We start from the raw sequence: 21335 nt of genomic DNA, 5'->3' as shown, positions 1-21335 counted from the left end.
CGAAGCGTCGTGCCAACAGACCCGGTGAGCCGCGCGCTGCCGGCCGGGGGTCGCGTCAAGCAAGACATGGATGTCTTGCGCGCGAGTCAGGGCAGGATGCCCTGACCGAGTGAAGAGCGATTCCCGGCCGGCAGCGCGCGGCGTCCGTCCGAAGCCATGAAGCGAGCTACTTGCGGCTTCTTCCATCTGCACAACCACCACTGTCCATGACCTCACTCACCGAAACCGACATCCAGTCCCGCGTCGCCCATCTGGCCGAGCTGCGTGCCGCCATCGCCACCGCCATCGTCGGCCAGCATGCGGTGGTCGAACAGCTGCTCATCGGCCTGCTGGCCGGCGGGCACTGCCTGCTCGAGGGCGTGCCGGGGCTGGGCAAGACGCTGCTGGTGCGCACGCTCGGCCAGGTGCTCGACCTCACCTTCCGCCGGGTGCAGTTCACGCCCGACCTCATGCCCAGCGACCTGCTCGGCACCGAGCTGCTGGAAGAGGACCACGGCACCGGCCGGCGCCAGTTCCGCTTCCAGCAGGGACCGGTGTTCACCCACTTGCTGCTGGCCGACGAACTCAACCGCACGCCGCCCAAGACCCAGGCCGCGCTGCTGGAGGCGATGCAGGAACACACCGTCAGCTTCGCCGGCGTGACCCACGCCCTGCCGGCGCCGTTCTTCGTGCTGGCCACCCAGAATCCGATCGAGCAGGCGGGCACCTATCCGCTGCCCGAGGCGCAGCTCGACCGCTTCCTGCTGCACATCGCCCTCGACTATCCCGGCGAGGAGGAAGAACGCGCGATCATCGCCCAGACCACCTCCAGCCACGTCGCCGAGGTGCCGCGGGTGATGGACGGCGAGGCGCTGCTGGCGCTGCAGGGGCTGGTGCGCGACGTGCACGTCGGCGACGAGCTGCTGGCGTGGATCACCCGGCTGGTGCGCGCCACGCGCCCTGGCGAGAGTGCGCCGCAGGCGGTGCGCGACTACGTGAAGTGGGGCGCGGGGCCGCGCGCGGGACAGTCGCTGGTGCTCGCGTCGAAGGCGCGCGCGCTGCTGCACGGGCGCCTCGCGGCCACGCGCGAGGATGTCGCCGCGCTGGCCGCGCCGGTGCTGCGCCACCGCCTGCTGCTGTCGTTCGCCGCCGAGGCAGAAGGCCGGCGGCCGGACGACGTGGTCGCCGCGCTGCTGCGCGACGTGCCGTACCCGGGCGCCTGACCGGCGCCGCGACCATGGCCTCGGATCCGGTCACGCCGGCATTGCGCGCGCAGTTGCGCGGGCTGCGCGTGGCTTCGCGCCGGACCAGCCCGCTGCGTGGCGGCGGCCAGCACCGCAGCCGCGACCGTGGCGCCGGGCTGGAGTTCGCGCAGTACCGCAGCTACGAGCCCGGCGACGAGCCGCGGCGCATCGACTGGAAACTGTACGCGCGCAGCGACCGCTTCTTCGTGCGCGAAGCCGAGCGCGACAGCCCGCTCGCGGTGTGGCTGTTGGTCGATGCCAGCGCCTCGATGGCGCAGGCAGACGAGGCGCGGCCGGACCGGTCGCGGCTGGACGCGGCGCGCACGCTGGCCGCGTGCATCGCCGAGGTCGCGCTGCGCCAGGGCGACCGCGTCGGCCTGCTGGGACTGCGCGATGACGCGCTCGCGCTGGTGCCCGCGGCAGGCGGCTCGCGCCAGCGCGAGCGCCTGCTGCTCGGCCTGCAGCAGCTTGAGGCGCGGGGCGGCGTGCCCGGCGAACCACGCCTGCGCCCGGTGTGGGAACGCATCGCCGCCGACGACCTGGTGGTGATGCTGGGCGATTTCCTGGACCCCGCCAGCGTATCGCTGGCCACGCGGCTGGCGGGTGCGCGACGCGAGGTGCTCGCGATCCAGCTGCTGACCGTGGGCGAGCGCGACTTCGATTTCGAGGGCGGCCGCCGCTTCCGCGATCCCGAGACCGGCGAGGAACTGCCGGCCGATCCGCGTGCGCTGCGCAGCGAATTCCTCGCGCGCTTCGGCCAGGCGCAGCGCGCGCTGGCGGCGCGGCTGGACGAGGCCGGCATCCGCCACGCGCGCTACGTGCTCGACGAAGATCCGCTGCAGCCGCTGCGCGCGCTGTTCGCCGATGCGCCGGGGGCGCCAGGCGCATGAACCTGGTCCTGCTGTTGCCCGCGGCACTGGCCGCGCTCGCCGCGCTGGCGCTGCCGCTGCTGGTGCACCTGGCGCGCCGCCAGCAGGAGCGGCCGACCGTGTTCGCGGCGCTGCGCTGGCTGCGCGCGCAGCCGCGGCCGCGGCGCCGGGTGCGCTTCGACGAATGGCCGCTGCTGCTGGTGCGGCTGCTGCTGGTCGCGCTGGTCGCGCTGCTGCTGGCGCAGCCGGCGCTGCTGGGGGTGGAGGATGCGCGTCCACGCCTGCTCGTGGTGCCCGGCGTGGACGAGGCGGCGATCCGCGAGGCGCGCGAGCGTTCGGGCGACGACGTGGACGCGCGCTGGCTGGCGACCGGCTTCCCGGACCTGGATCTGCCTGCGCCGGTGGACACGTCCGCCACCGCCAGCCTGCTGCGCGAGTTCGATGCCTCGCTGCCGGCTGCCGCGCCGCTGGCGGTCGTGGTGCCCGACACGCTGGACGGTGCCGACGCGGCGCGGCTGCGCCTTGCGCGCGAGGTGGACTGGCGCATCGTGGCGGCTCCCTCGCCCCGCCGCGAGACGGCACGGCTCGCGCCACCTGTGCTCGCGATCCGGCACGATGCGGCGCATCGCGGGGACGTGCGCTTCCTGCGGGCCGCCGCGCTGGCCTGGCAGGTGGACGAGGCGGGCGTCACGGCCGACGCGGACGAAGCGGCCGGACAGGAGCCGCCGACCGCGCAAGCCGGTGCGGACGGAGCGCCGCGCGGGCGCCGCACGGTGGACGTCTCCGTCGAGGCGGATACCGATGTGCCTGCGGACGCGCAGGTGCTCGCCTGGCTGCACGCGGGGGAGGTGCCCGCCGACGTGCTCGGCTGGGTGGAGCGGGGCGGCCAGCTGCTGCTTCCGCAAGATGCGACGGCACCGGCATCGTCCGCGGCGGCCGCGGTCTGGCGGGATGCCGAAAGCAGGCCACTGGTGAATGCCTCCGCACTCGGGAACGGTCGCGTGCTGCAGTTCGTGCGTCCGCTGCGGCCGGCGGCGATGCCCGCGCTGGTCGAGCCCAACTTCGCCGCGGAACTGCGCGACCTGCTGCAGCCGCCGCCCGCGCCGACGCGCGTGGCGGCGCCGGACTATGCGCCGGACACCGGCGCGGTGGCGGCGCCCGCTCCGGCGCGCGAACTGCACGTCTGGCTGGCCCTCGCCATTGCGCTGCTGGCGCTGGTCGAGCGCTGGCTGGCGACGTCGCGCCGCAGGCGGGCGGTGGCATGAGTACGGTCGCGGCGCTGCGGAGGACGGTGCTGCGCGCGCGCGTGCGCGTCGCCCTCGACACGCTCGCGCTCGCACTGCCCCTCGGCCTCGCGGCCTGTGCGCTGGCCTGGCGCGTGCGCGGGCTCGCCGACGCCGCCGTGGTCGCGGCGATCGCCGTGCTGGCCGCCGCGGCAGCCATCGCCTGGCGCGGACGCCGCTTCGATCGCGCCTGGCTGGTATCGCGGCTGGACGCCACGCGCCGCGACCTCGACGACAGCGCCGGCCTGCTGTTCGCCGAAGCCGCGCGCCTGCGCCCGCTGCAGCGGCTGCAGCGGGCGCGCGTGGTCGAACGGCTTGGCGCGCGGGCGATGCCGGACCTGCGTCCGCCGTGGTCGTCGCGCGCGATCGGTGCGTGCTGGCTGCTCGGCGGCGCGGTCGCGGCCGCCGCGCTGCTGTGGCCGACCGCGCGTCCGCAGGCGCCCGGGTCCGCACCAGGTGCGGTGCCGGCGATTCCCGGCGAACCGCGGCGCATCGAGGCCATGCTCGAGGTGACGCCGCCGGCCTACACCGGGCTGGAGGCCACGCGCGCGCCTTCGCTCGATGCCCGGGCGCCTGTCGGCAGCACGTTGCGCTGGATGCTGCGCTACGCGCCGCAGCCAGACGCGGTCGAACTCGTGTTCCACGACGGCCGTCGCCTCGCGCTGGAGCGCGACGGGGAGTCGTGGCGCGCGAGCGAGCGGCTGCAGGGACCCATGCTCTACCGCGTGGTGCCGCACGGCGTGACCGGCGCGGACCGCTCGCCGCTGCATCGCCTCGATGCGATCCCCGACCAGCCGCCGCGCGTGCGCGTGCTGGCGCCCGGGCGCAGCCTGACGCTCATCGATGATGCGGCAGCCCCCGCGACGCTGCGCTTCGAGGTGCGCGACGACCACGGCGTCGCCGCGCAGGCGCGGTTGCGGATCACGCGCACCGAAGGCACAGGCGAGAACATCCGCTTCCACGACCACGAGCGCGTGCTCGCCGGCCGCGGCGAGCGGCGCATGCGCGTGTTCGAGGCCCGGCTGCGCCCGACGGACTTCGGCCTGCAGCGCGGCGAGGACCTGGTCGCGCGGCTGGAAGTGTTCGACAACCGTGCGCCGCAGCCGCAGCTGGCCCGCAGCGCCAGCGTGATCCTGCGCTGGCCGCCCGAACCGGTGCTGGGCGCGGACGGGCTGGACGGCCTCGCGCGCCAGGTGCTGCCGGCGTACTTCCGCAGCCAGCGCCAGATCATCATCGACGCCGAGGCGCTGCTGCAGGAGCGGCCGCGGCTGGCGGCGGACGAGTTCGAGCGCCGCTCGGATGCGATCGGCGTCGACCAGCGCCTGCTGCGCCTGCGCTACGGCCAGTTCCTGGGCGAGGAGAGCGAAGGCGGGCGCACGCTTCCCACCAGCGACCTCCCCACCAGCGACCTCCCCACCAGCGATCTGCCGACCAGCGACCAGGCCGACGCCGAAGCGGCGGGCGGCGCGGACGATCATCTCCACGACGAGGCGCATGCCGACGGGCACGATCACGGCAGTGCGGACGATCGCGCCGGCGCCGGCGGGACCCCCTCCGCGCCGGCGCAGGACCACGACCACGACCACGCGGCCGGTCCCGGCGCGCCGCCGTCCGACGGTTTCGGCGATGCCGGCGACGTGCTCGAAACCTTCGGCCATACCCATGACATTCCCGAGGCCGCGACCCTGCTCGATCCGCAGACGCGCGAGACGCTCCGCGCCGCGCTGCGCGAGATGTGGCAGTCCGAACTGCACCTGCGCCAGGCGGTGCCGGCCGAGGCCCTGCCCTATGCCTACCGCGCCCTGGACCTGATCAAGCAGGTGCAGCAGGCCGACCGCATCTACCTGCAGCGCGTGGGCTCGCAATTGCCGCCGATCGACCCGTCGCGCCGGATGAGCGGCAAGCGCGAGGGCATCGCCAGCGGCGCGCTGCCGCCACTGCAGGCCACCGCAGGCGACGCGCCGCTCGCGGCCGCGTGGCAGGCGCTGGACCACGCCGATGCCGACGCCACGACCACGGCACTCGACGCCCTGCAGGCCTGGGTGGACGAGCACCGCGACCGCCTCGACGACCCGCTGGCGTGGCTGGCGCGGATCGAGGAAACGCGCCAGGATCCGGGCTGCGAGTCGTGCCGCGCGCGGCTGCGCGCGCTGCTGTGGAGCGGCATGCCGCGCCCGGCGGGCGGCATCGGCCGCCGCGCCGGAGACGGCGCGGTCGAACGCCGCTATCTCGACGCCCTCGGGCGCGGGGAGGGCGCGCCGTGACCCTGCCCATGATCGTCGCCGCCACGCTCGCGCTCGCCGTCGTGCTGGCATGGGCGCGGCTGGTGCGCGCGCACCGGCGCGACCCAGGTACGCCGCGTGCGTGGCGCCTGGCCGTGTTGCTCGCGTTGCAACCGTTGCTTGCGGGGGCCCTGTACCTGGTGCTGCTCCCGCCGCGCGAGGCGGTCGCGCCGACGGTGTTGACCATCCTGACCGAAGGCGCGTCCGCGACGCAGACGCCGCCGCCCGCTGCCAGAGGCACCGTGCTGGCGCTGCCGGAAGCGCATGTCTCCGGCACCATCGCGCGCGTGCCCGACCTCGCCACCGCGCTGCGCAGGCATCCGGGCACCACCCGGCTGCGCGTGGTCGGGGCGGGGCTGGTGCCCCGCGACCGCGACGCCGCGCGCGGCCTGCGGATCGCCTTCGAGCCGCCGCCGCTGCCGCGCGGCGTGGTGCGGCTCGACGCGCCCGCGGTCGTGCAGCGGGGCGCGGGATTCACGGTGAGCGGACGCGTCGAAGGCATGGACGACGGGCGCGTCGAACTGATCGATCCGTCCGGGCGCCGCGTCGACGCGGTGTCGCCCGACGCGGACGGCGCCTTCGCGCTGCACGCGGTGGCGCTGGAGGCGGGCGCGGCGCGATTCGTGGTGCGCGTGCGCGGTCCGGGCGCGGATGGCGGGTCCGCTGCCGATGCCGATGCCGATCGCACCGGCGCCGACATCGACGACGCGGACGCCGCCGTTGCCGATACGCGCGGCCTCGGGCGCGCTGGCGTGCCGGCCCCCACTGGCGGCCTTGTCCCGGCGGACGGCGAGGGCACGACCGGCGCCACGCAATCCGCCACAGCGATGCCGCCCGGGCGCTCCACCGATGGCGGGGATGTGCCGGAGGCCGCCGTCCATCTCTGGATCGACGCCCCCGCGCCTCCGCGCGTCCTGCTGCTCGCCGGCGCGCCCAATCCCGACACGCGTGCGCTGCGCCGCTGGCTGACCGATGCCGGCGCGCAGGTGCAGGCGCGCATCGCGCTGGGCGGCGGCGTGCAGCTGGGCAGCGCGTCCCTGACGGATGCCGCGCTGGACGGGCAGGACCTGATGGTGGTCGATGCCCGGACGTGGTCGGGCCTGGGCGAGGCCGGGCGCACGCGCGTGCTGGCGGCGACGCGGCGCGGCCTCGGCCTGCTGCTGCGCGCCGACGACTCGCTGCCGGCGGCCGCGCTGCGCGGCCTGCAAACGCCAGGCTTCCGTCTCGCCGGCGGAACGGCCGCGCGCCCGTGGCCGGTGGCGGTACCGCGGCTGTCCGACGAGACCGCACTGCGCGCGCGCCTGGGCAGCGGCAGCCGCGACGCGGCGCCAGACCTCGAACTCGCGGCCGGACCGGTGCCGCCGCTGTCCCGGCGTTCGTGGCAGGTCGCGGGCACCGACGCGGCGGCGCTGCACGCGGAGACCGGCCAGCCGTCGGACGCGCCCGCGGGTTGGTGGCGCGCGGAAGGCCGCGGCCGCATCGGCGTGTGGACGGTGTCCGACAGCTACCTGCTGCCGCTCCACGGACGTCCCGATCTCTATGCCGATCTCTGGAGTCCGGCGGTGGCGACCCTGGCGCGCGCGCGCGCGGACGCGGCCCCGCGGATCGCGCCCGGCGCCCGCGTCGGCGAGCGCACGGTGGTCTGCGGCTGGCCCGAAGGGGCGCAGATCACGGCGCCGGATGGCGCGCGCCTCCGGCCGGTCGTCGATCCGGCCTCCGGGCCGCAGCGCTGCGCCGGGGTCTGGCCGCGCGTGCCCGGGTGGCACCGCATGCAGCATGGCGACGCGACGCGCGCCTTCCACGTGGCCGCGATCGACGCCGATCCCGCGCTCCGGCGCGCGGAACTGCGCGAGGCGACCGGTCAGCTGGCTTCGGCCCACGCGACCGCACCCGGCAGCCGACCACCCGCCGCAGCGGGAACGACCGTGGCCGGCCCGGCTTGGCCCTGGTTCCTCGCCTGGCTGCTGTTCGCGGGCCTGGCCTGGTGGTTCGAACGCTCGCGACTGGGACTGGCCGCTGCGGTGCCGCAGCGGGATCCGTCGGCCCGGGCGGGCTAGACTCGACCCCATCCTCCATCCGCGGAGCCGGAGCATGACGATCCACCAGGGCAGCTGCCATTGCGGCCGCATCGCGTTCGAGGTCGAAGGCGAGGTCACCGAGGTCTTCGACTGCAACTGTTCGATGTGCCGGCGTCGCGGCGGATTGCTGGCCGCGTTCCCGCGCTCGGCCCTGCGACTGGCGACCCCGGAGGCCGACCTGTCCACCTACCGCTTCAACCGCGAGGCCGTCGCCCACTACTTCTGCAGCCGCTGCGGCATCGCGCCCTTCAGCGAGGGCAAGGCCGGGACCGGAGAGGCGATGGCCATGGTCAACGTGCGCTGCCTGCCCGATGTCGACCTGGCCACGCTCAAGATCACCCAGGTCGACGGCGCAAGCTATTGAGCATGGATCGCTTGCACGAGCGTTCGCGTCTGGCCTCCCCGCGTGCGGGTGCGGGAACGCGGATCGGGACCGCGCTTGCGGTTGCGATGCTGCTTGCGGCCTGCAGCCGCCCCGGATCGGAGGAGGCTGTCGCCTACGGCGCAGCAGCGCCGCCGCCCGCAGCGGATACGGGCGCCGTGGTCGCGACGCAGGGCGAGGCCTCGTTCCTCGCCTACGAGCACGATGCCACCGTGACGCTGCCCGCCGAACGCATCCAGCCGCGTTTGCGCGAGGCGCAGCAGGCCTGCATCCACGGTACGTTCGGCGAGTGCGTGGTGCTGACCGTGCGCCAGCAGGGCGGGGATTGGCCATCGGCCACGCTCGGCGTGCGCATCGTTCCGGCGGGCGTGGAACCGATGATCGCGCTGGCCAGCGAATCGGCGCAGCTCGGCAGCCGGGGCACGCGTGCGGAAGACCTCGCCGTGGTGGTCCGCGACACGGCCCTGGCGCAGCAACGCCTGCGCAAGGAGCGCGAGCGGCTGCTGGAGTTCCAGTCGCGCCGCGACCTCTCCGTCGCGGACATGATCGCGCTGTCCAAGCAGCTGGCAGAGACCGAGGCCGCGCTGGAAGCGGCGGAACAGGCGGCTGCCGGGCATCGCCGCCGCATCGACACCCAGCTGCTGACGTTGGAGTTTCGGCCGACCGACGCGCAGGCGAGCCGCAGCGAGATCCTGATCGCCCTGCGCGACTCGGGCGAAACCCTGTCGCAGGGCGTGGCCTGGACCATCCGCGCGCTCGCGTTCCTGCTGCCCGTGCTGGCGCTGGTGGCGATCGTGGTCGCGGTCCTGCGGCGCAGGCGCCGGCGCCGCACGGGTTGACGACCTCTGGAAGGGAGCGTGCGGCGGCGTGCGTCGCGCTGCCCCCGGTTCGCCTCACGCGTTGGCGACGGCACGGTGCGGGGAAAGCGCCTCGCGACTGCGCAGGGCGAACGCGACCGCCATCTCGAGCATCGTGGGCGCGATGTATCGGCGGTGCGCACGCTCGATGAGCGACATGTAGACGCGTCCGAAGCCATTCCGGCAGCGGACTCGAGTGCCCAGGGTGACCAGCAGCCCGCGATCCGTCTGCTCGACAGCGACGCTCGACCGGAACGCGAGGTGGTGGTCGTCCGCGCCGAGCAGCACTTCGATCCGGCGACCGTCCGTCGAGTGCCGCTCGCCCAGCACCGGATAGCGTCCGGCGAAGAGCCGGTCGCGATCGCTCGACAGCAGCGACGATACGGGGCACCCCAGCGGGGACGTGCGCAGGCGCAATGGTTTCACCAGCAGGTTGCGTACCCGCATCAGGAGCGACACGCCGACCGGCCGGTTGGACAGGAATCCCTCGAGGACATCCTCGAGCATCGCCCGTGCTGGCGTCGAAGGCAAGTGGTCACGGATCTCCAGCGCGAAGAGGTCTTCATGATCGAATCCGTCGCGGAACTGCTCGGACAGCAGCGATCCCGGGGGAACGATGCCCCTTTCGAGGGCGGCGTGCCGGTAGCGGCGACCGATGAAGCCTTCAGGTGCCGCGGGCCCCGCGAGCCAGCGCCTCGCCAACCCCATGCGCTCCCGGATGTGCGCACAGGCGCGAAGGGCGAGCGTGTCCGGAGCTGCGTGCATCGACAACGTGGTGGTAGACACCCGCAGGTGATGGAACGGCTGCGCGGCCAGCAACTGCTGCACCGCAGGTGGCAGCAACTGCGTCAGCGTGGGGATGTCCGCGCCATCCCGTTGCACGATCCCGGCGAGCGCGGGATCCCGGATCCCGCCGAGTTCGTCGGTGTGGCACGACAGGGCGAAGAACACGGGATGCGGACTGCCGGCGCTGCGGGGGGCAAACTGGTGCCAGGTACCGCCTGCGAAGCGCACGGTGAACAGGCTGTCCGGCGGCACGTCGACCACTTGCAGTGAATCGAGAAACGCGTGCGGATCGCGCTCCAGGATGTCGTCGTCGATCGTGCAGAACCGCAATTGCGCGCCGCCGCTCCCGCTGATGGCCGTGAACACGCGGTGCCCTGCGTGGCGATGAAAGGGATGTCCGGGGGCGTCGACTGCAAACGAGTAGACCGCGGTCCGCTCGCCACGATCGAAGTCGACGCCGAACAGCTTCGCCGATGGCTCGTCGAGCGCATCGACGAACGTTTCGTGGTGTTGCTGGCAGCCGCTGGCACGCGCGAACAGGTGGTCGCCGCTGCCCGGAGACAGCTGTGCGACCAGGCACACTTCGACGGGCCGACCGCCGTCGGACGAGGGGAGACGGACCATCGGAAAGCCGCGCGCCGGGTGGACCAGGGCATGCATGGAAGATCCTTTCAGCGTGGGGTGCGTGCCTTCGCCAACGTGCGTGACTCGCGCTTGAGCGGCCCGCCCGTGGGACAGATCTCCAGCGCGAAGCCGGTGAGGGAGTTCATCAAGTTGTCGGGCCTGAGCCGGTAGTGCACGAATTGGCCGCGGCGTTCGCTGACGACCAATCCTGCGCCCTCGAGCACCGACAGATGGCGCGAGATCGCGGGCGCGCTCATGGCGAAGCGCCCGGCGATCTCGCCCGCGGTGAGCTCCTGCGCGGACAGGTAGGCCAGGATCTCGCGGCGGGGGCGCGATGCCAGGGCTTCGAACACCTTGTCGAGGGACATAATGAATTAGAGAATTAACTTATTAGTTAAGTTATGATGTCTGACGCGGCGTGTCAAGCGCCCCGGACTGCGGGAACGCCAGTTTGAAGTGGCGCCGGTTATTGACCACACTCTGGCGGCCCCTCGACTTCTGCGGAGCCCCGCATGACCACCCGACGCGACTGCCTGAAGTTCTCGCTTGCCGCCGCGGTTGCCGCAGCGTTCCCTCACGGTCGCGCGTTCGCCGCGGACGCATCGCCGCTGCTCACGCGCGCGATCCCGTCCAGCGGCGAGGCCCTGCCGCTGGTGGGGCTCGGCAGTTCGGCGACCTTCGCCCAGGTCGCGCGCAGCGAGGACGTGTCCGCGCTGCGCGACGTGCTGCAGGCGCTGGTCGCCGGCGGCGGCAGCGTGTTCGATACCGCGCCGGCCTACGGCGCATCGGAGGAGGTCGCGGGCACCATCGCGCGCGAACTGGGCCTCACCGGGCGCGTGTTCTGGGCCACCAAGCTCAATGCCGTGCCGCGCGGCGGCGAAAAGGCCGATCCGGCGGCCGCGCGCGAGCAGCTCGAGACCTCGTTCCGGCGCCTGGGCAAGGAGCGCCTGGACCTGGTGCAGGTGCACAACCTGGCCGACATCGGGACCCAGCTGCCGCTGCTGCAGCAGTACAAGGCCGATGGCCGCATCCGCTACGTGGGCGTCACCTCGACCAGCAAGCCGGCGTATCCGCGCCTGATCGAGGTGATGCGCAACGAGGAGATCGATTTCATCGGCGTCGACTACGCGGTCGACAACCGCGACGTCGAGGAGACCATCCTGCCGCTCGCGCAGGAGCGCAGGATCGGCGTGCTGGTGTACGTGCCGTTCGGCCGCACGCGGCTGTGGAGCCGGATCGGCGACCGGCCGCTGCCGGACTGGGCGGCGGAATTCGACGCCGCCTCGTGGGCGCAGTTCATGATCAAGTACGTCGCCGCGCATCCGGCGGTGACGTGCGTGACGCCCGCCACCAGCAAGGCGCGCAACATGGCCGACAACCTCGGCGGCGGGCGCGGCCGGCTGCCGGATGCGGACCAGCGCCGGCGCATGGCGGAGTTCATCGACGCGCTGCCCGCGGCGGACTGACCGCGCGCGGGCGAACGCGTCCGGTCAGGCTTCGTCTTCCTCGATCTCGACCAGCGCGTCGAGGTCGAAGGCCAGCGCCTCGACCGCTTCGCGCACCTTGCGCGCAGTCGACGGGTTGGGCACCTCCACCTCGACCTCGTGCGTATTGGCGCCGCGCACGTCGTGCAGGCCGGCCGAGCTGGAGTCGGCGTCGTCCATGTGCGGCATCAGGTCGTCGATCTCCTCGACGTGTTCGATCCCGTCCAGGCTCTGGAGCAGGTTCATGATCGCGCGGACATGGTCGTCGTCGCCGGAGATGCGGAGGCGGAGCAGGGCCATCGGAGTCTCGACTGCAGTGGGGGCAGCGGCAGCCTAGGTCGCGTCCGGCAAACGCTGCGTGAGGACGGCGCTGGATTTGCGTTCACCGGTCAGCCGCCGTCGCGGGCCTCCGGCGTGCGTTCCGGGATCGCGATGTTGCACAGGTCGACATGGCCGGCGGGGCGCTTGTAGAACGCATCGCGGCGGTTTCGGCGCGATTCGACGTAGGCGTCGAACGTCGGCGTGTCGGTGCGCAGCACCTCGATGCGCTCGCGCTCGGCTTCGGGCAGGTCGGCCGCCAGGGTGATCGCGCGGATCGGCGTGCGCTGCGCGGCGTCCTCGTACACGCCGAGCGGCGCGGGCCCGCGCGGCAGTACGCTGAGCAGTTCCATGCCGCGGATCACGCGCCCCACCACGCTCATGTTGCGGTCCAGCTGGCGCGGGGATTGCCCGGTGACCACGTACAGCTCGGCGCCGTTGCTGCTGTCGGCCTCGTTGCCGCGGCCGGCGCCGAGCGCGCCGTAGCAGTGCGCCATCCAGGCCCGGCCATCGGCGCCGTCGCGCGCGGCGGGAAAGCCGTCGGCGAAACCGACTTCGGGCGCCCAGCCATCGCGATCGGGCAGGGGATGGAAGGCCAGCCCGCGCGCGTCGCGATCGAACTCCGCGGGCAGGGTGGTCTTCGCCGTCCCGAGCGATTTCGCCTTCGCCGCGTCGTCGGCGTCGGCATCGCCGAACTGGACCACGAAGTTGTCGTGCGAGCGGTAGAGGCTGGTGCCGTTCCAGAATCCTTCGCGCGCCAGGGTGCGGATGTTCCCAACGTGCGCCGGCGCGAAGGCGGGCGCCAGTTCGATCACCACCCGGCCCGCCTCCAGATCGAGGTACAGCGTGTCGGCCGGATCGGGGGTGCGCCAGTCGGCGGGCGTGGACGCCTCCAGCACTTCCTGCGTGGTGCGCGCGCCAGCGGCGGCGCCCGGCGCGTCGGCGGCCACGGCAGGGGCGAGGAGGGTCGCCACCAGGGCGGCGGTCAGCAGGCTCGATCGGGTCATGCGGCGGTCCGGTGCGGGAGCGGGCCCCGATTGTGGCCCGTTGCGGCCATCCGCGACTAATGGCACATCCACTATAGAGAACTCCGCACTAGTATCCGGTCCATACGGGAGATCCGACATGGTCGAAGGCGAGGCACCCGGCGATCCGCAGCTGCGCAAGTTCCAGAAGGAGCTCAGCGCCGGCACGGTGGCGCTGGCGCTGCTGGCCGTGCTGGCGGCGTCCGGCGAGCCGATGTACGGCTACCAGATCGCCAAGCGGCTCGAACAGGTGGGCCAGGGCGTGCTGAGCGGCAAGCAGAGCGCGCTGTACCCGGTGCTGCGGAACCTGGAGTCGGCCGGGCTGCTGGACAGTTTCGTCGAACCGTCCGATGCCGGCCCGCCGCGCCGCTACTACCGCATCACCGGCGCCGGGCATGCCGCCCTGCGCGACTGGGCCGCCGCCTGGCGCGCCACCCGTGACTCCGTCGACGCCGTCCTGGAGGGGACCCGCGCATGAACATCCACGCCCTGCCCACCACCATTCCCGAATACCTCGAACAGCTGCGCCGGTCCCTGGCCGGCGCCGACCCGGCGCTGGTGCAGGACGCGCTCTACGACGCCGAGGAGTACCTGCGCTCGGAACTGGCCGAGAACCCGGGCCGCAGCGAGGCGGAGGTGATCGCCGCGGTGGCGTCGAGCTACGGCGCGCCGGACGAGGTGGCCGACATCTACCGCGACACCGAGGTCAAGGTGCAGACCGCGCTGCGCGCGCCGCCGCCGCCGTCGCGCCGTTCCGCACTGGGGCGCTTCTTCGGTGTGTTCGCCGACCCACGCGCCTACGCCTGCCTGCTGTACATGCTGCTGTCGCTGGCGACGGGCGTGTTCTATTTCACCTGGGTGGTGACGGGCTTCTCGCTCTCGCTCGGGCTGTCGATCACGATCATCGGCATCCCGCTGCTGATCCTGTTCTTCGGATCGGTGCGGGTGCTGTCGCTGGTGGAAGGGCGGATCGTGGAGGTGATGCTGGGTGAGCGCATGCCGCGCCGCCCGCTCTACACCGCGCGCGGCCGCAGCATCTGGCAGCGCATCGGCGACATGTTCACCGATGCGCGCACCTGGTCGACCATGCTGTACATGCTGCTGATGCTGCCGCTGGGCACGGCCTACTTCACCGTGGTGGTGACGCTGCTCAGCGTCTCGCTCGCCCTGGTGGCGACCCCGTTCCTGGTCTGGTTCGGCGCGGCCCAGGTGGCGATGGACATCGACGGCTGGCAGATCCTCACCGTGCACGACGGCATCCTGCTGACCTCGCTGTCGCTGTGGCTGCTGCCCGTGGTGCTGGTGCTCGGCCTGCTGCTGCTGTTCCTGACGCTGCACCTGGCGCGCGGCATCGGCCACCTGCACGGGCAGCTGGCCAAGCACCTGCTGGTCAAGAGCGCGCCGTCGCCCTAGTGCGGACTGCCCGCGTGGGGCCGCGCCCGGATCCGTGGTGCCGGGACCGGGGACGTGCGCCGTTGGATACGGCGGCTTGGCAACGGGAGCGGCAGCCGGTTGTCGCAGGGATTGCGGGCGCCGCGGCGCCGGCCCGCGCCCGCCTCAGCGGCGCGGCTGGCGCCGTGCGGTGGGCTTCGCCGCGCGACGGGGCGCGGCCCGCTTCGGGGCCGGCGTCTTCACGGCTGCGGCCGCACGCTTGCGCGCCGCCGCAGCCGGGCGTCCGTCGGCGACGTTGGCGGCGATGAAGTCGCGCACCTTCGGGTAGACCTGCTCGCGCCAGCGGCGGCCGCTGAAGATGCCGTAGTGGCCGGCGCCCTTGACCGTCAGGTGGTGGTGGCGGTCGGCATCGATGCCCGTGCACAGCGCATGCGCGGCGCGGGTCTGGCCGAGGCCGGAGATGTCGTCCAGCTCGCCCTCGATGGTCAGCAGGGCGGTGCCGCGGATGGCCGACGGCGTCACCCGCTCGTCGCCCACGTCCCACAGCCCGCGCGGCAGCAGATGCTCCTGGAACACCACGCGGATGGTGTCCAGGTAGTACTCGGCCGGCATGTCGAGCACGGCGTTGTACTCGTCGTAGAACCGGCGGTGCGACTCGGCGTCGTCGAGGTCGCCCTTGAGCAGGTTCTGGTAGAAGTCCCAGTGCGACATGAAATGCCGCTCGGGATTCATGGCGACGAAGCCGGTGTGCTGCAGGAAGCCGGGGTACACGCGACGCCCTGCGCCGGGATAGTTCTGCGGCACCGGGTGGATGACGTTGTGCTCGAACCACCACAGCGGCTTCTGGGTGGCGAGGTTGTTGACCGAGGTCGGCGATTCGCGCGTGTCGATCGGTCCGCCCATCATCACCAGCGAGCGCGGCACGGCCTCGCCACGCGCGGCCATCAGCGACACCGCCGCCAGCACCGGCACGGTCGGCTGGCACACGCTCATCACGTGCAGCTCGCTGGCGCCGATGTGGCGGATGAAGTCCTCGATGGTGTGCACGTAGTCGTCGAGGGTGAACGTGCCGGCCGAGCGCGGCACCATGCGCGCGTCTATCCAGTCGGTGATGTACACCTTGTGGTCGCGCAGCATCGTGCGCACCGTGTCGCGCAGCAGGGTGGCGTGGTGGCCCGACAGCGGCGCCACGATCAGCACCGACGGCTGGCCGCGCATCTCGGAGATGGTGCCGGCATCGTCGGTGTAGCGCTTGAAGCGCACCAGGTTGCAGAACGGCGTGGCCAGCACGGTCTTCTCGACCACCGGGTACACCTCGCCTTCCCACTCGATCGAGTGGATGTCGAAGGCGGGCTTCTCGTAGTCCTTGCCCACGCGATACAGCAGCTCGTTGGCCGCGGCGATGCGCTCGGCGCCGGGCGTCGAGGACAACCAGCTGCCGGGCGCGGAAAACGCGCGGGCGTTGGCGTCGGCCCAGTAGGTGAGCGGCGCCATCCAGGAGCGGGCGAGTTCGTGGAACTGGTACAGGAGCATCGGCGTCACGGTTGGCGGCTGCTGCAACGCAGCATAGCGCATCGGTCGGAAGGGCGAGTCAAGGTTGCGGAGGGGCCCGCGGGTTGCCGCGAGGCACCCGGAAACTCCTCCAGTCCCCGGTAACGGCCGCGCCGCGCGGGGCTGCAGCGGGCGGGGCGGCGCGGACGGACGCCAGCCCGGTCCGGCGCGGCTCAGCGGCCCCGGTCGGCGAGCTCCAGCGCGGCGACGTCCCCCGCCAGCGTCGGCGAGAGCCAGCAGTGCGAGCCGAGCTGGCGCAGGCCCAGGGCCTCGAAGCGGCGCCGGTAGAAGCGCGCCGGCCGCGGCTGGAAGTCGACGTCGTCGCCCACCGTGTGGTCCTCGCGGGTGAAGCACTCCAGGAACGCCACCCCGCCGCACAGCTCGCCCAGCCCGGGCAGGCCGCGGTCGAGTTCCTTCAGCGGCAGGTAGTGCATCACGTCGCTGCACACCAGCAGGTCGACGGGCGGGCAGGGCCGCAGCGTCGCGAAGTCGGCGAACCGGGCCAGGTGCAGGTTGCGGCGCGCGCCGAAGCGCGCGACCGCGTACTCGCTGGCGTCGAACCCCAGGTAGCGCAGGCGTGGCCGCAGCCGCAGCAGCGGCGCGCGCCAGGCGCCCTCGCCGCAGCCGATGTCGAGCACGCTGCGCAGCGGACGCTCTAGGTGGTATTCGGCGGTGGCCACGGCCAGCGCCACCTTGCGCGCCAGCCGCTGCGTGCCGCCGATGCCGCCACCGCGGTACCAGGTGTCGAAGTAGTGGCGGTCGTAGCGCTTGGCCATCGGCGATCGGTCGTGGAGGGGCCGCTACAATAGCCCGATGCCGGCCTGCGCCGCGCAGGAGAGCCGCATGCACGCCTACCTGTGGACCAAGTCCGCCCACCTGCTGTTCGTGATGGCCTGGGTGGCGGCCGCGTTCTACCTGCCGCGGATCCTGATCAACCTGGTCGAGGCCGGGCCGGAGCGCGCGGTGCAGGAACGGCTGTGGCTGATGGGCCGGCGGCTGTACCGCTTCGGGCACGTGATGTTCGGCTTCGCCGTGGTCGCGGGCCTGGCGCTGTGGCTGCACTTCGGCGTCAGCGGCGGCTGGCTGCACGCCAAGCTGGCGCTGGTGGCGCTGCTGCTGGCGCACTACATCGTGGGCGGGCGCTGGCTCAGGCGCCACGCGCAGGGCGGACCGCTGCCGTCGACGCGCGCGCTGCGCTGGTTCAACGAGGTGCCGGTGTTCGGGCTGCTGGTGGTGATCTGGCTGGTGCTGGCCAAGCCGTTCTGAGCGCGGCGCGCGCGCCGTTCAGCCGGACGCGCGCGATCGCGTGTCGCGGTGCACGTCGTGGGTGGCCACGCCCGTCGCGCGGTCGGGCAGCGCGAAGTAGTCCGGCCGCTGCAGGGTGAGCGCCATGTCGCGCAGGCCGCTGTCCCAGTGCTCGCGCAGCGGGATCGTGCCGAAGGCGTAGTCCTTGCTTTCCTGCTCGTGCGGCTTGGCCTGGTAGATCAGGTGGATGATGTTGAACACGCGGTCGTCCAGCCAGGGCGAGAGCGCGTCCTCCAGGTGCGGCGGCAGGGCGCGGCCGGGCAGGTGGTCGATCAGTTCGCGCAGCGAGGTGCGCAGCCGCTGCGCCATCTCCACCATCTGGGTGCCGTGACGGGTGCGGCTGGAATAGCGGATGTCCTTCACCCGCTCGAGCACGTCGAGCATCGTCTTCGGCCGGGAACCGCGCGCGCTCCACAGGTCGACCTGGAAGGCCAGGGTGTCCTCGTGCGGGCGGCAGCCGAGGATGTACTCCAGCGGCGTGTTGGAGACCACGCCGCCGTCCCAGTACGGCTCGCCGTCGATCTCCACCGCGGGAAACGCCGGCGGCAGGGCCCCGGACGCGAGGATGTGCTCCACCCGCACCGGTTCGAGCGCGCTGTCGAAGTAGCGGAAGTTGCCGCGGGTGACGTGGGTGGCGCCGACGGTGAGGCGCACGCGCCGGTCGCGGTTGATGCGCGCGAAGTCGACGAAGCGCAGCAGGGTCTCGCGCAGCGGCCCGGTGTCGTAGAAGCTGGTGGCCGCGTCGCTGCCGTCGCTGAACAGGAACGGCGACAGCGTGCGCGCGCGGAAGAAGCCGCGCTGCCCGTGCGCCAGCGCGCCCATCGCGCTCAGGTTGCGCGCCCACGACAGCAGGCCATGGTCCTCGGGCATCGCCGCCAGCGCCGCGCGCACGCCGAGCGCCGGCAGCGCCAGCGGTCCGGCCGGTTCGGAGACCACGTCCCAGAAGCCGCGCAGCCGCTGCACGCGCTCGTCCGGCGCGCTGCCGGCGATGATCGCGGCGTTGATCGCGCCGATCGAGATGCCCGCGATCCAGGTCGGCGCGATGCCCGCGGCGTGCAGGCGTTCGTACACCCCGCACTGGTAGCCACCCAGCGCGCCGCCGCCCTGCAGCACCAGCGCGATGGTCGGATAGCGCGCGATGTCGCGGGCGATCGCGGGGTCGAGCGGCGCTTCGGTCGCCTCGTCCACGACGGCTACTGCATGAACCAGCCGTGGCTGACGACGATGCTCTGTCCGGTCAGCGCATTGGTCTCGAACGCCGCCAGCGTCAGCGCGACGTTGGCGACGTCGTCGACGGTGGTGAACTCGCCGTCGACCGTGTCCTTGAGCATCACGTCGCGCACCACCGCCTCCTCGCTGATGCCGAGCTCCTGCGCCTGCTCCGGAATCTGCTTGTCGACCAGCGGCGTGCGCACGAAGCCCGGGCAGATCACGTTGGCGCGCACGCCGTAGGCGGCCGCTTCCTTGGCCACCGTGCGCGCGAGGCCCAGCAGGCCATGCTTGGCGGTCACGTAGGGCGCCTTCAGCTTCGACGCGGTGTGCGAGTGCACCGAGCCCATGTAGACGATCGCGCCGCCCTCGCCGCGGCGTTCCATGTCGCGCAGGCATTCGCGCGTGGTCAGGAACGCGCCGTCCAGGTGGATGGCGAGCATCTTCTTCCAGTCGGCGAGGCTGAAGTCGGTGAGCTTGTTGACGATCTGGATCCCGGCGTTCGACACCAGCACGTCGACCCGCCCGTACCGCGCCACCGCCGCGGCCACGCCCTCGACCACCTGGGCCTCGTCGGTGACGTCCATCGCCACCGCCATCGCCTCGCCACCGGCGTCGCGGATGGCGCTGGCGGCCGCCTCGGCGGCGTCGAGCTTGAGGTCGGCGATGACCACGCGGCCGCCGGCCTGTGCGTAGACCTCGGCGATGCGCTTGCCGATGCCGCTGGCCGCGCCGGTGACGAGGCAGACCTTGCCGTCGAGTCGGTTCATGGGAACGGATGCCTTGGGGAGGGGGCGTATCAGGATAGTCCGGAACTTCCGGCCGCGTGGTGGCCGCGAGACCGCGCATCCACCCGCCGCGGGCAGGTGCGCGGGCCGCGTCAGAACGCCGCGGGATCGGGCAGTTCCACCGGCACGCCGTTGCCGTCGCAGGTGCCGGCCGCGCACAGCCGCGCGCGCAGCCGCGGCGTGGCCTGGACGATGACGTGGTGGATCACGTGCTGCTCGAGCGTGCCGCGGAGGGCTGCGCTGCCCGGTCCGCGTGCCCAGATGCCGACGTCGTCGCCGCCGTGGGATTCCGAGCCCAGCGGCACCAGCGCCTCCTGCATGAAGTCCGGGTCGGTGGTGTCCACCTGCGCGAGGTCGGGGCGACCGTGCGCGGGCTCGAACGTGCCGGGGACGTGGTGATGGCGCTTGGGGCCGGCCGGCTGGCGCGCACTGGCGCCCGCGTAGCCGGGACCGTTGGCATAGACCAGGGTGGTGAACGGCAGGCCGAGCAGGTCCCGCGCATAGGCGTCGGGATCGTCGTCCTCGGTCGCGGGGCCGCGCACCTTGCCGAGGATCGGATTGCCGCGGCGCGGATAGCCGACGAAGCCCAGCGTGTGCGAATGGTCGGCGGTGACCACGATCAGGGTGTCGTCTTCCGAGGTCGACTCCACCGCGGCCTGCACCGCCCGCGACAGCGCGACGGTGTCCTCGAGCGCGCGGAAGGCGTTGCCCTCGTGGTGGGCGTGGTCGATGCGGCCGGCTTCCACGAGCAGGACGTAGCCCTCCTCGTCGCGCGCGAGCCGACGGATCGCGAACCGGGTCATCGCCGCCAGATCCGGCTCACCGGCGACGTCGGCCGGGCGATCGTGCTCGAAGCGCATATGGTCGGCCTCGAACAGGCCCAGCACCGCCGGCGCGTCGGTGGCGGCCTGCAGCTGCGCGCTGTTCCAGACGAACGCGCCGCCAGGCGTGCGCTGCCGCCACTCGTCGACCAGGTTGCGGCCGTCCAGGCGGACGCCGGCCTTGTCGGCGTATTCCGGATCGCGCACGGTCGTCGGCAGGAACTGCGCGCGGCCGCCGCCGAGCAGCACCGACGGCCCCCGGCCCGGCGCGAAGTCCAGCAGCTGCGCGGCGATGTCGCGACAGCCCTCGGCGCGCGCGGCGTCCGGCAGGTTGGCGTCGGATTCCCAGTTGCGGTCGGGCACATGGGCGTAGGTGGACGCGGGCGTGGCGTGGGTGAGCCGGGTGGTGGTGACGATGCCGGTCGCCATGCCCGCATCGCCGGCCAGGCGCAGCGACGACAGCAGCGCGCGGCCGCGGCTGCCGGCGCAGTCGTCGCGCCGGCCCGCCGAGACGCCGATCGCGCCCATGTGCGATTTCACCCCGGTGGCGATCGCGGTCATGGTGCCGGCCGAGTCGGGCGTCTGCGAGTCGGTGTTGTAGGTCTTGGCGAACGCGGTGTGCGGGAAGTGCTCCCAGGAGAGCAGGTGCTCCTCGCCCGGCCGCCCCTGCCGCTGCGCGTCGTGGATGCGCGCGGCGGCGACCGTGGTCAGGCTCATGCCGTCGCCGAGGAAGATGATGACGTTCTTCGCCCGCCCGGCCATCGCACCGTTGGCGGCGGCGCGCGCGGCGCCGCTGCGATACCACCACTGCGGGGTCTCGCCGTCGGGGTGGCTGATGGGCGGAACGTCCACCGCGACGACGCGCTGGTCCGCAGGCTGCGGCGTACCCGCGCAGGCGGCGAGCAGGCTGGTGAGCAGGGTGGCGAGGATCGGCAGCGGACGGGGCGGGAGAGCGGTACGGTCGGGGCGAGGCATCGGGTATCCGGTGGAAGCGAAGGTGTGTGCCCGCACAGGCGCGACGCGAGGTGTGGAGGCCTCGCGGCCGACCCGGGCGGGCG

General features: G+C 73.0%; 20 protein-coding genes. 11 read left to right on the top strand and 9 right to left on the bottom strand.

The window, feature by feature from the left end:
- The first annotated feature begins 206 nt into the window (after positions 1–206).
- The 7 genes from QFW80_RS03595 to QFW80_RS03565 all read left to right on the top strand — a co-directional run bounded on the left by QFW80_RS03595 (position 207) and on the right by QFW80_RS03565 (position 8956).
- Positions 207–1202 carry an AAA family ATPase gene (locus QFW80_RS03595; protein WP_280599823.1) on the top strand — a complete coding sequence of 332 codons (996 nt, stop codon included), beginning with the start codon at positions 207–209 and terminating at the stop codon, positions 1200–1202.
- Positions 1203–1216: 14 nt separating this feature from the next.
- On the top strand, positions 1217–2113 hold the full coding sequence (locus QFW80_RS03590; RefSeq protein WP_280599821.1) for a DUF58 domain-containing protein: 897 nt from the start codon (positions 1217–1219) through the stop codon (positions 2111–2113).
- Positions 2110–3357, top strand: coding sequence for a BatA domain-containing protein (locus QFW80_RS03585; protein WP_280599819.1), 1248 nt, complete (start codon positions 2110–2112; stop codon positions 3355–3357). The genes QFW80_RS03590 and QFW80_RS03585 overlap by 4 nt, the downstream gene beginning before the upstream one ends.
- Positions 3354–5639, top strand: coding sequence for a hypothetical protein (locus tag QFW80_RS03580; protein WP_280599818.1), 2286 nt, complete (start codon positions 3354–3356; stop codon positions 5637–5639). Before QFW80_RS03585 ends, QFW80_RS03580 begins: the two co-directional genes overlap by 4 nt.
- Positions 5636–7714 (top strand): hypothetical protein, encoded by a 2079-nt coding sequence (locus QFW80_RS03575; RefSeq protein ID WP_280599817.1) that lies wholly within the window; start codon positions 5636–5638, stop codon positions 7712–7714. The genes QFW80_RS03580 and QFW80_RS03575 overlap by 4 nt, the downstream gene beginning before the upstream one ends.
- A 34-nt stretch (positions 7715–7748) precedes the next feature.
- Complete coding sequence (locus QFW80_RS03570) at positions 7749–8099, top strand: GFA family protein (RefSeq protein WP_280599815.1); 351 nt, start codon at positions 7749–7751, stop codon at positions 8097–8099.
- A 176-nt stretch (positions 8100–8275) separates the two neighbouring features.
- The gene (locus QFW80_RS03565; protein WP_280599813.1) at positions 8276–8956 is read left to right on the top strand and encodes a DUF4349 domain-containing protein; all 681 of its coding nucleotides are present in this window, start codon (positions 8276–8278) and stop codon (positions 8954–8956) included.
- A gap of 54 nt (positions 8957–9010) precedes the next feature.
- Here the strand turns inward: QFW80_RS03565 and QFW80_RS03560 are convergent, their stop codons facing one another.
- Both QFW80_RS03560 and QFW80_RS03555 read right to left on the bottom strand, forming a co-directional pair.
- On the bottom strand, positions 9011–10420 hold the full coding sequence (locus QFW80_RS03560; RefSeq protein WP_280599811.1) for a DUF2867 domain-containing protein: 1410 nt from the start codon (positions 10418–10420) through the stop codon (positions 9011–9013).
- 11 nt (positions 10421–10431) lie between these two features.
- A complete protein-coding gene (locus QFW80_RS03555; protein ID WP_280599809.1) occupies positions 10432–10752 on the bottom strand; it encodes a metalloregulator ArsR/SmtB family transcription factor in 321 nt (106 codons plus the stop codon).
- Positions 10753–10896: 144 nt separating this feature from the next.
- On the opposite strand from QFW80_RS03555, the gene QFW80_RS03550 reads away from it, so the two are divergent.
- Positions 10897–11850 (top strand): aldo/keto reductase, encoded by a 954-nt coding sequence (locus QFW80_RS03550; protein ID WP_280599808.1) that lies wholly within the window; start codon positions 10897–10899, stop codon positions 11848–11850.
- A 24-nt stretch (positions 11851–11874) separates the two neighbouring features.
- Here QFW80_RS03550 and QFW80_RS03545 read toward each other — a convergent pair whose 3' ends face one another.
- Positions 11875–12168, bottom strand: a complete 294-nt coding sequence (locus tag QFW80_RS03545) for a hypothetical protein (protein ID WP_280599807.1) — start codon at positions 12166–12168, stop codon at positions 11875–11877.
- Positions 12169–12257: 89 nt separating this feature from the next.
- Positions 12258–13193, bottom strand: coding sequence for a peptidylprolyl isomerase (locus QFW80_RS03540; RefSeq protein ID WP_280599805.1), 936 nt, complete (start codon positions 13191–13193; stop codon positions 12258–12260).
- A gap of 118 nt (positions 13194–13311) precedes the next feature.
- On the opposite strand from QFW80_RS03540, the gene QFW80_RS03535 reads away from it, so the two are divergent.
- Together QFW80_RS03535 and QFW80_RS03530 are read left to right on the top strand one after the other, a co-directional pair.
- Positions 13312–13689: a PadR family transcriptional regulator gene (locus QFW80_RS03535; protein WP_280599804.1), complete on the top strand. Its 378-nt coding sequence runs from the start codon at positions 13312–13314 to the stop codon at positions 13687–13689.
- Positions 13686–14624 (top strand): sensor domain-containing protein, encoded by a 939-nt coding sequence (locus QFW80_RS03530; protein WP_280599803.1) that lies wholly within the window; start codon positions 13686–13688, stop codon positions 14622–14624. Before QFW80_RS03535 ends, QFW80_RS03530 begins: the two co-directional genes overlap by 4 nt.
- Before the next feature lie 144 nt (positions 14625–14768).
- Here the strand turns inward: QFW80_RS03530 and QFW80_RS03525 are convergent, their stop codons facing one another.
- Together QFW80_RS03525 and QFW80_RS03520 are read right to left on the bottom strand one after the other, a co-directional pair.
- Entirely contained in the window at positions 14769–16136 is a 1368-nt protein-coding gene (locus tag QFW80_RS03525) for a polyhydroxyalkanoate depolymerase (RefSeq protein WP_280599950.1), read from the bottom strand.
- Between the two features lie 191 nt (positions 16137–16327).
- The gene (locus QFW80_RS03520) at positions 16328–16930 is read right to left on the bottom strand and encodes a methyltransferase (RefSeq protein ID WP_280599801.1); all 603 of its coding nucleotides are present in this window, start codon (positions 16928–16930) and stop codon (positions 16328–16330) included.
- Positions 16931–16997: 67 nt separating this feature from the next.
- Here QFW80_RS03520 and QFW80_RS03515 point away from each other — a divergent pair, with 67 nt between their 5' ends.
- A complete protein-coding gene (locus QFW80_RS03515; RefSeq protein WP_280599949.1) occupies positions 16998–17420 on the top strand; it encodes a CopD family protein in 423 nt (140 codons plus the stop codon).
- A gap of 18 nt (positions 17421–17438) precedes the next feature.
- On the opposite strand, the gene QFW80_RS03510 is transcribed toward QFW80_RS03515, so the two are convergent.
- The 3 genes from QFW80_RS03510 to QFW80_RS03500 form a co-directional block, all read right to left on the bottom strand.
- A complete protein-coding gene (locus QFW80_RS03510) occupies positions 17439–18647 on the bottom strand; it encodes a patatin-like phospholipase family protein (RefSeq protein ID WP_280599799.1) in 1209 nt (402 codons plus the stop codon).
- A 5-nt stretch (positions 18648–18652) separates the two neighbouring features.
- Positions 18653–19438 carry a 3-hydroxybutyrate dehydrogenase gene (locus QFW80_RS03505; RefSeq protein ID WP_280599797.1) on the bottom strand — a complete coding sequence of 262 codons (786 nt, stop codon included), beginning with the start codon at positions 19436–19438 and terminating at the stop codon, positions 18653–18655.
- A gap of 110 nt (positions 19439–19548) precedes the next feature.
- Positions 19549–21252 (bottom strand): alkaline phosphatase, encoded by a 1704-nt coding sequence (locus QFW80_RS03500; protein ID WP_280599796.1) that lies wholly within the window; start codon positions 21250–21252, stop codon positions 19549–19551.
- Between the last annotated feature and the right edge of the window lie 83 nt (positions 21253–21335).

Source organism: Luteimonas rhizosphaericola (genome assembly GCF_029888045.1).
GTDB classification, from domain to species: domain Bacteria; phylum Pseudomonadota; class Gammaproteobacteria; order Xanthomonadales; family Xanthomonadaceae; genus Luteimonas; species Luteimonas rhizosphaericola.
Note: the sequence above shows the minus strand (reverse complement) of the source record. Positions and strands in the feature narration are given on the sequence as shown.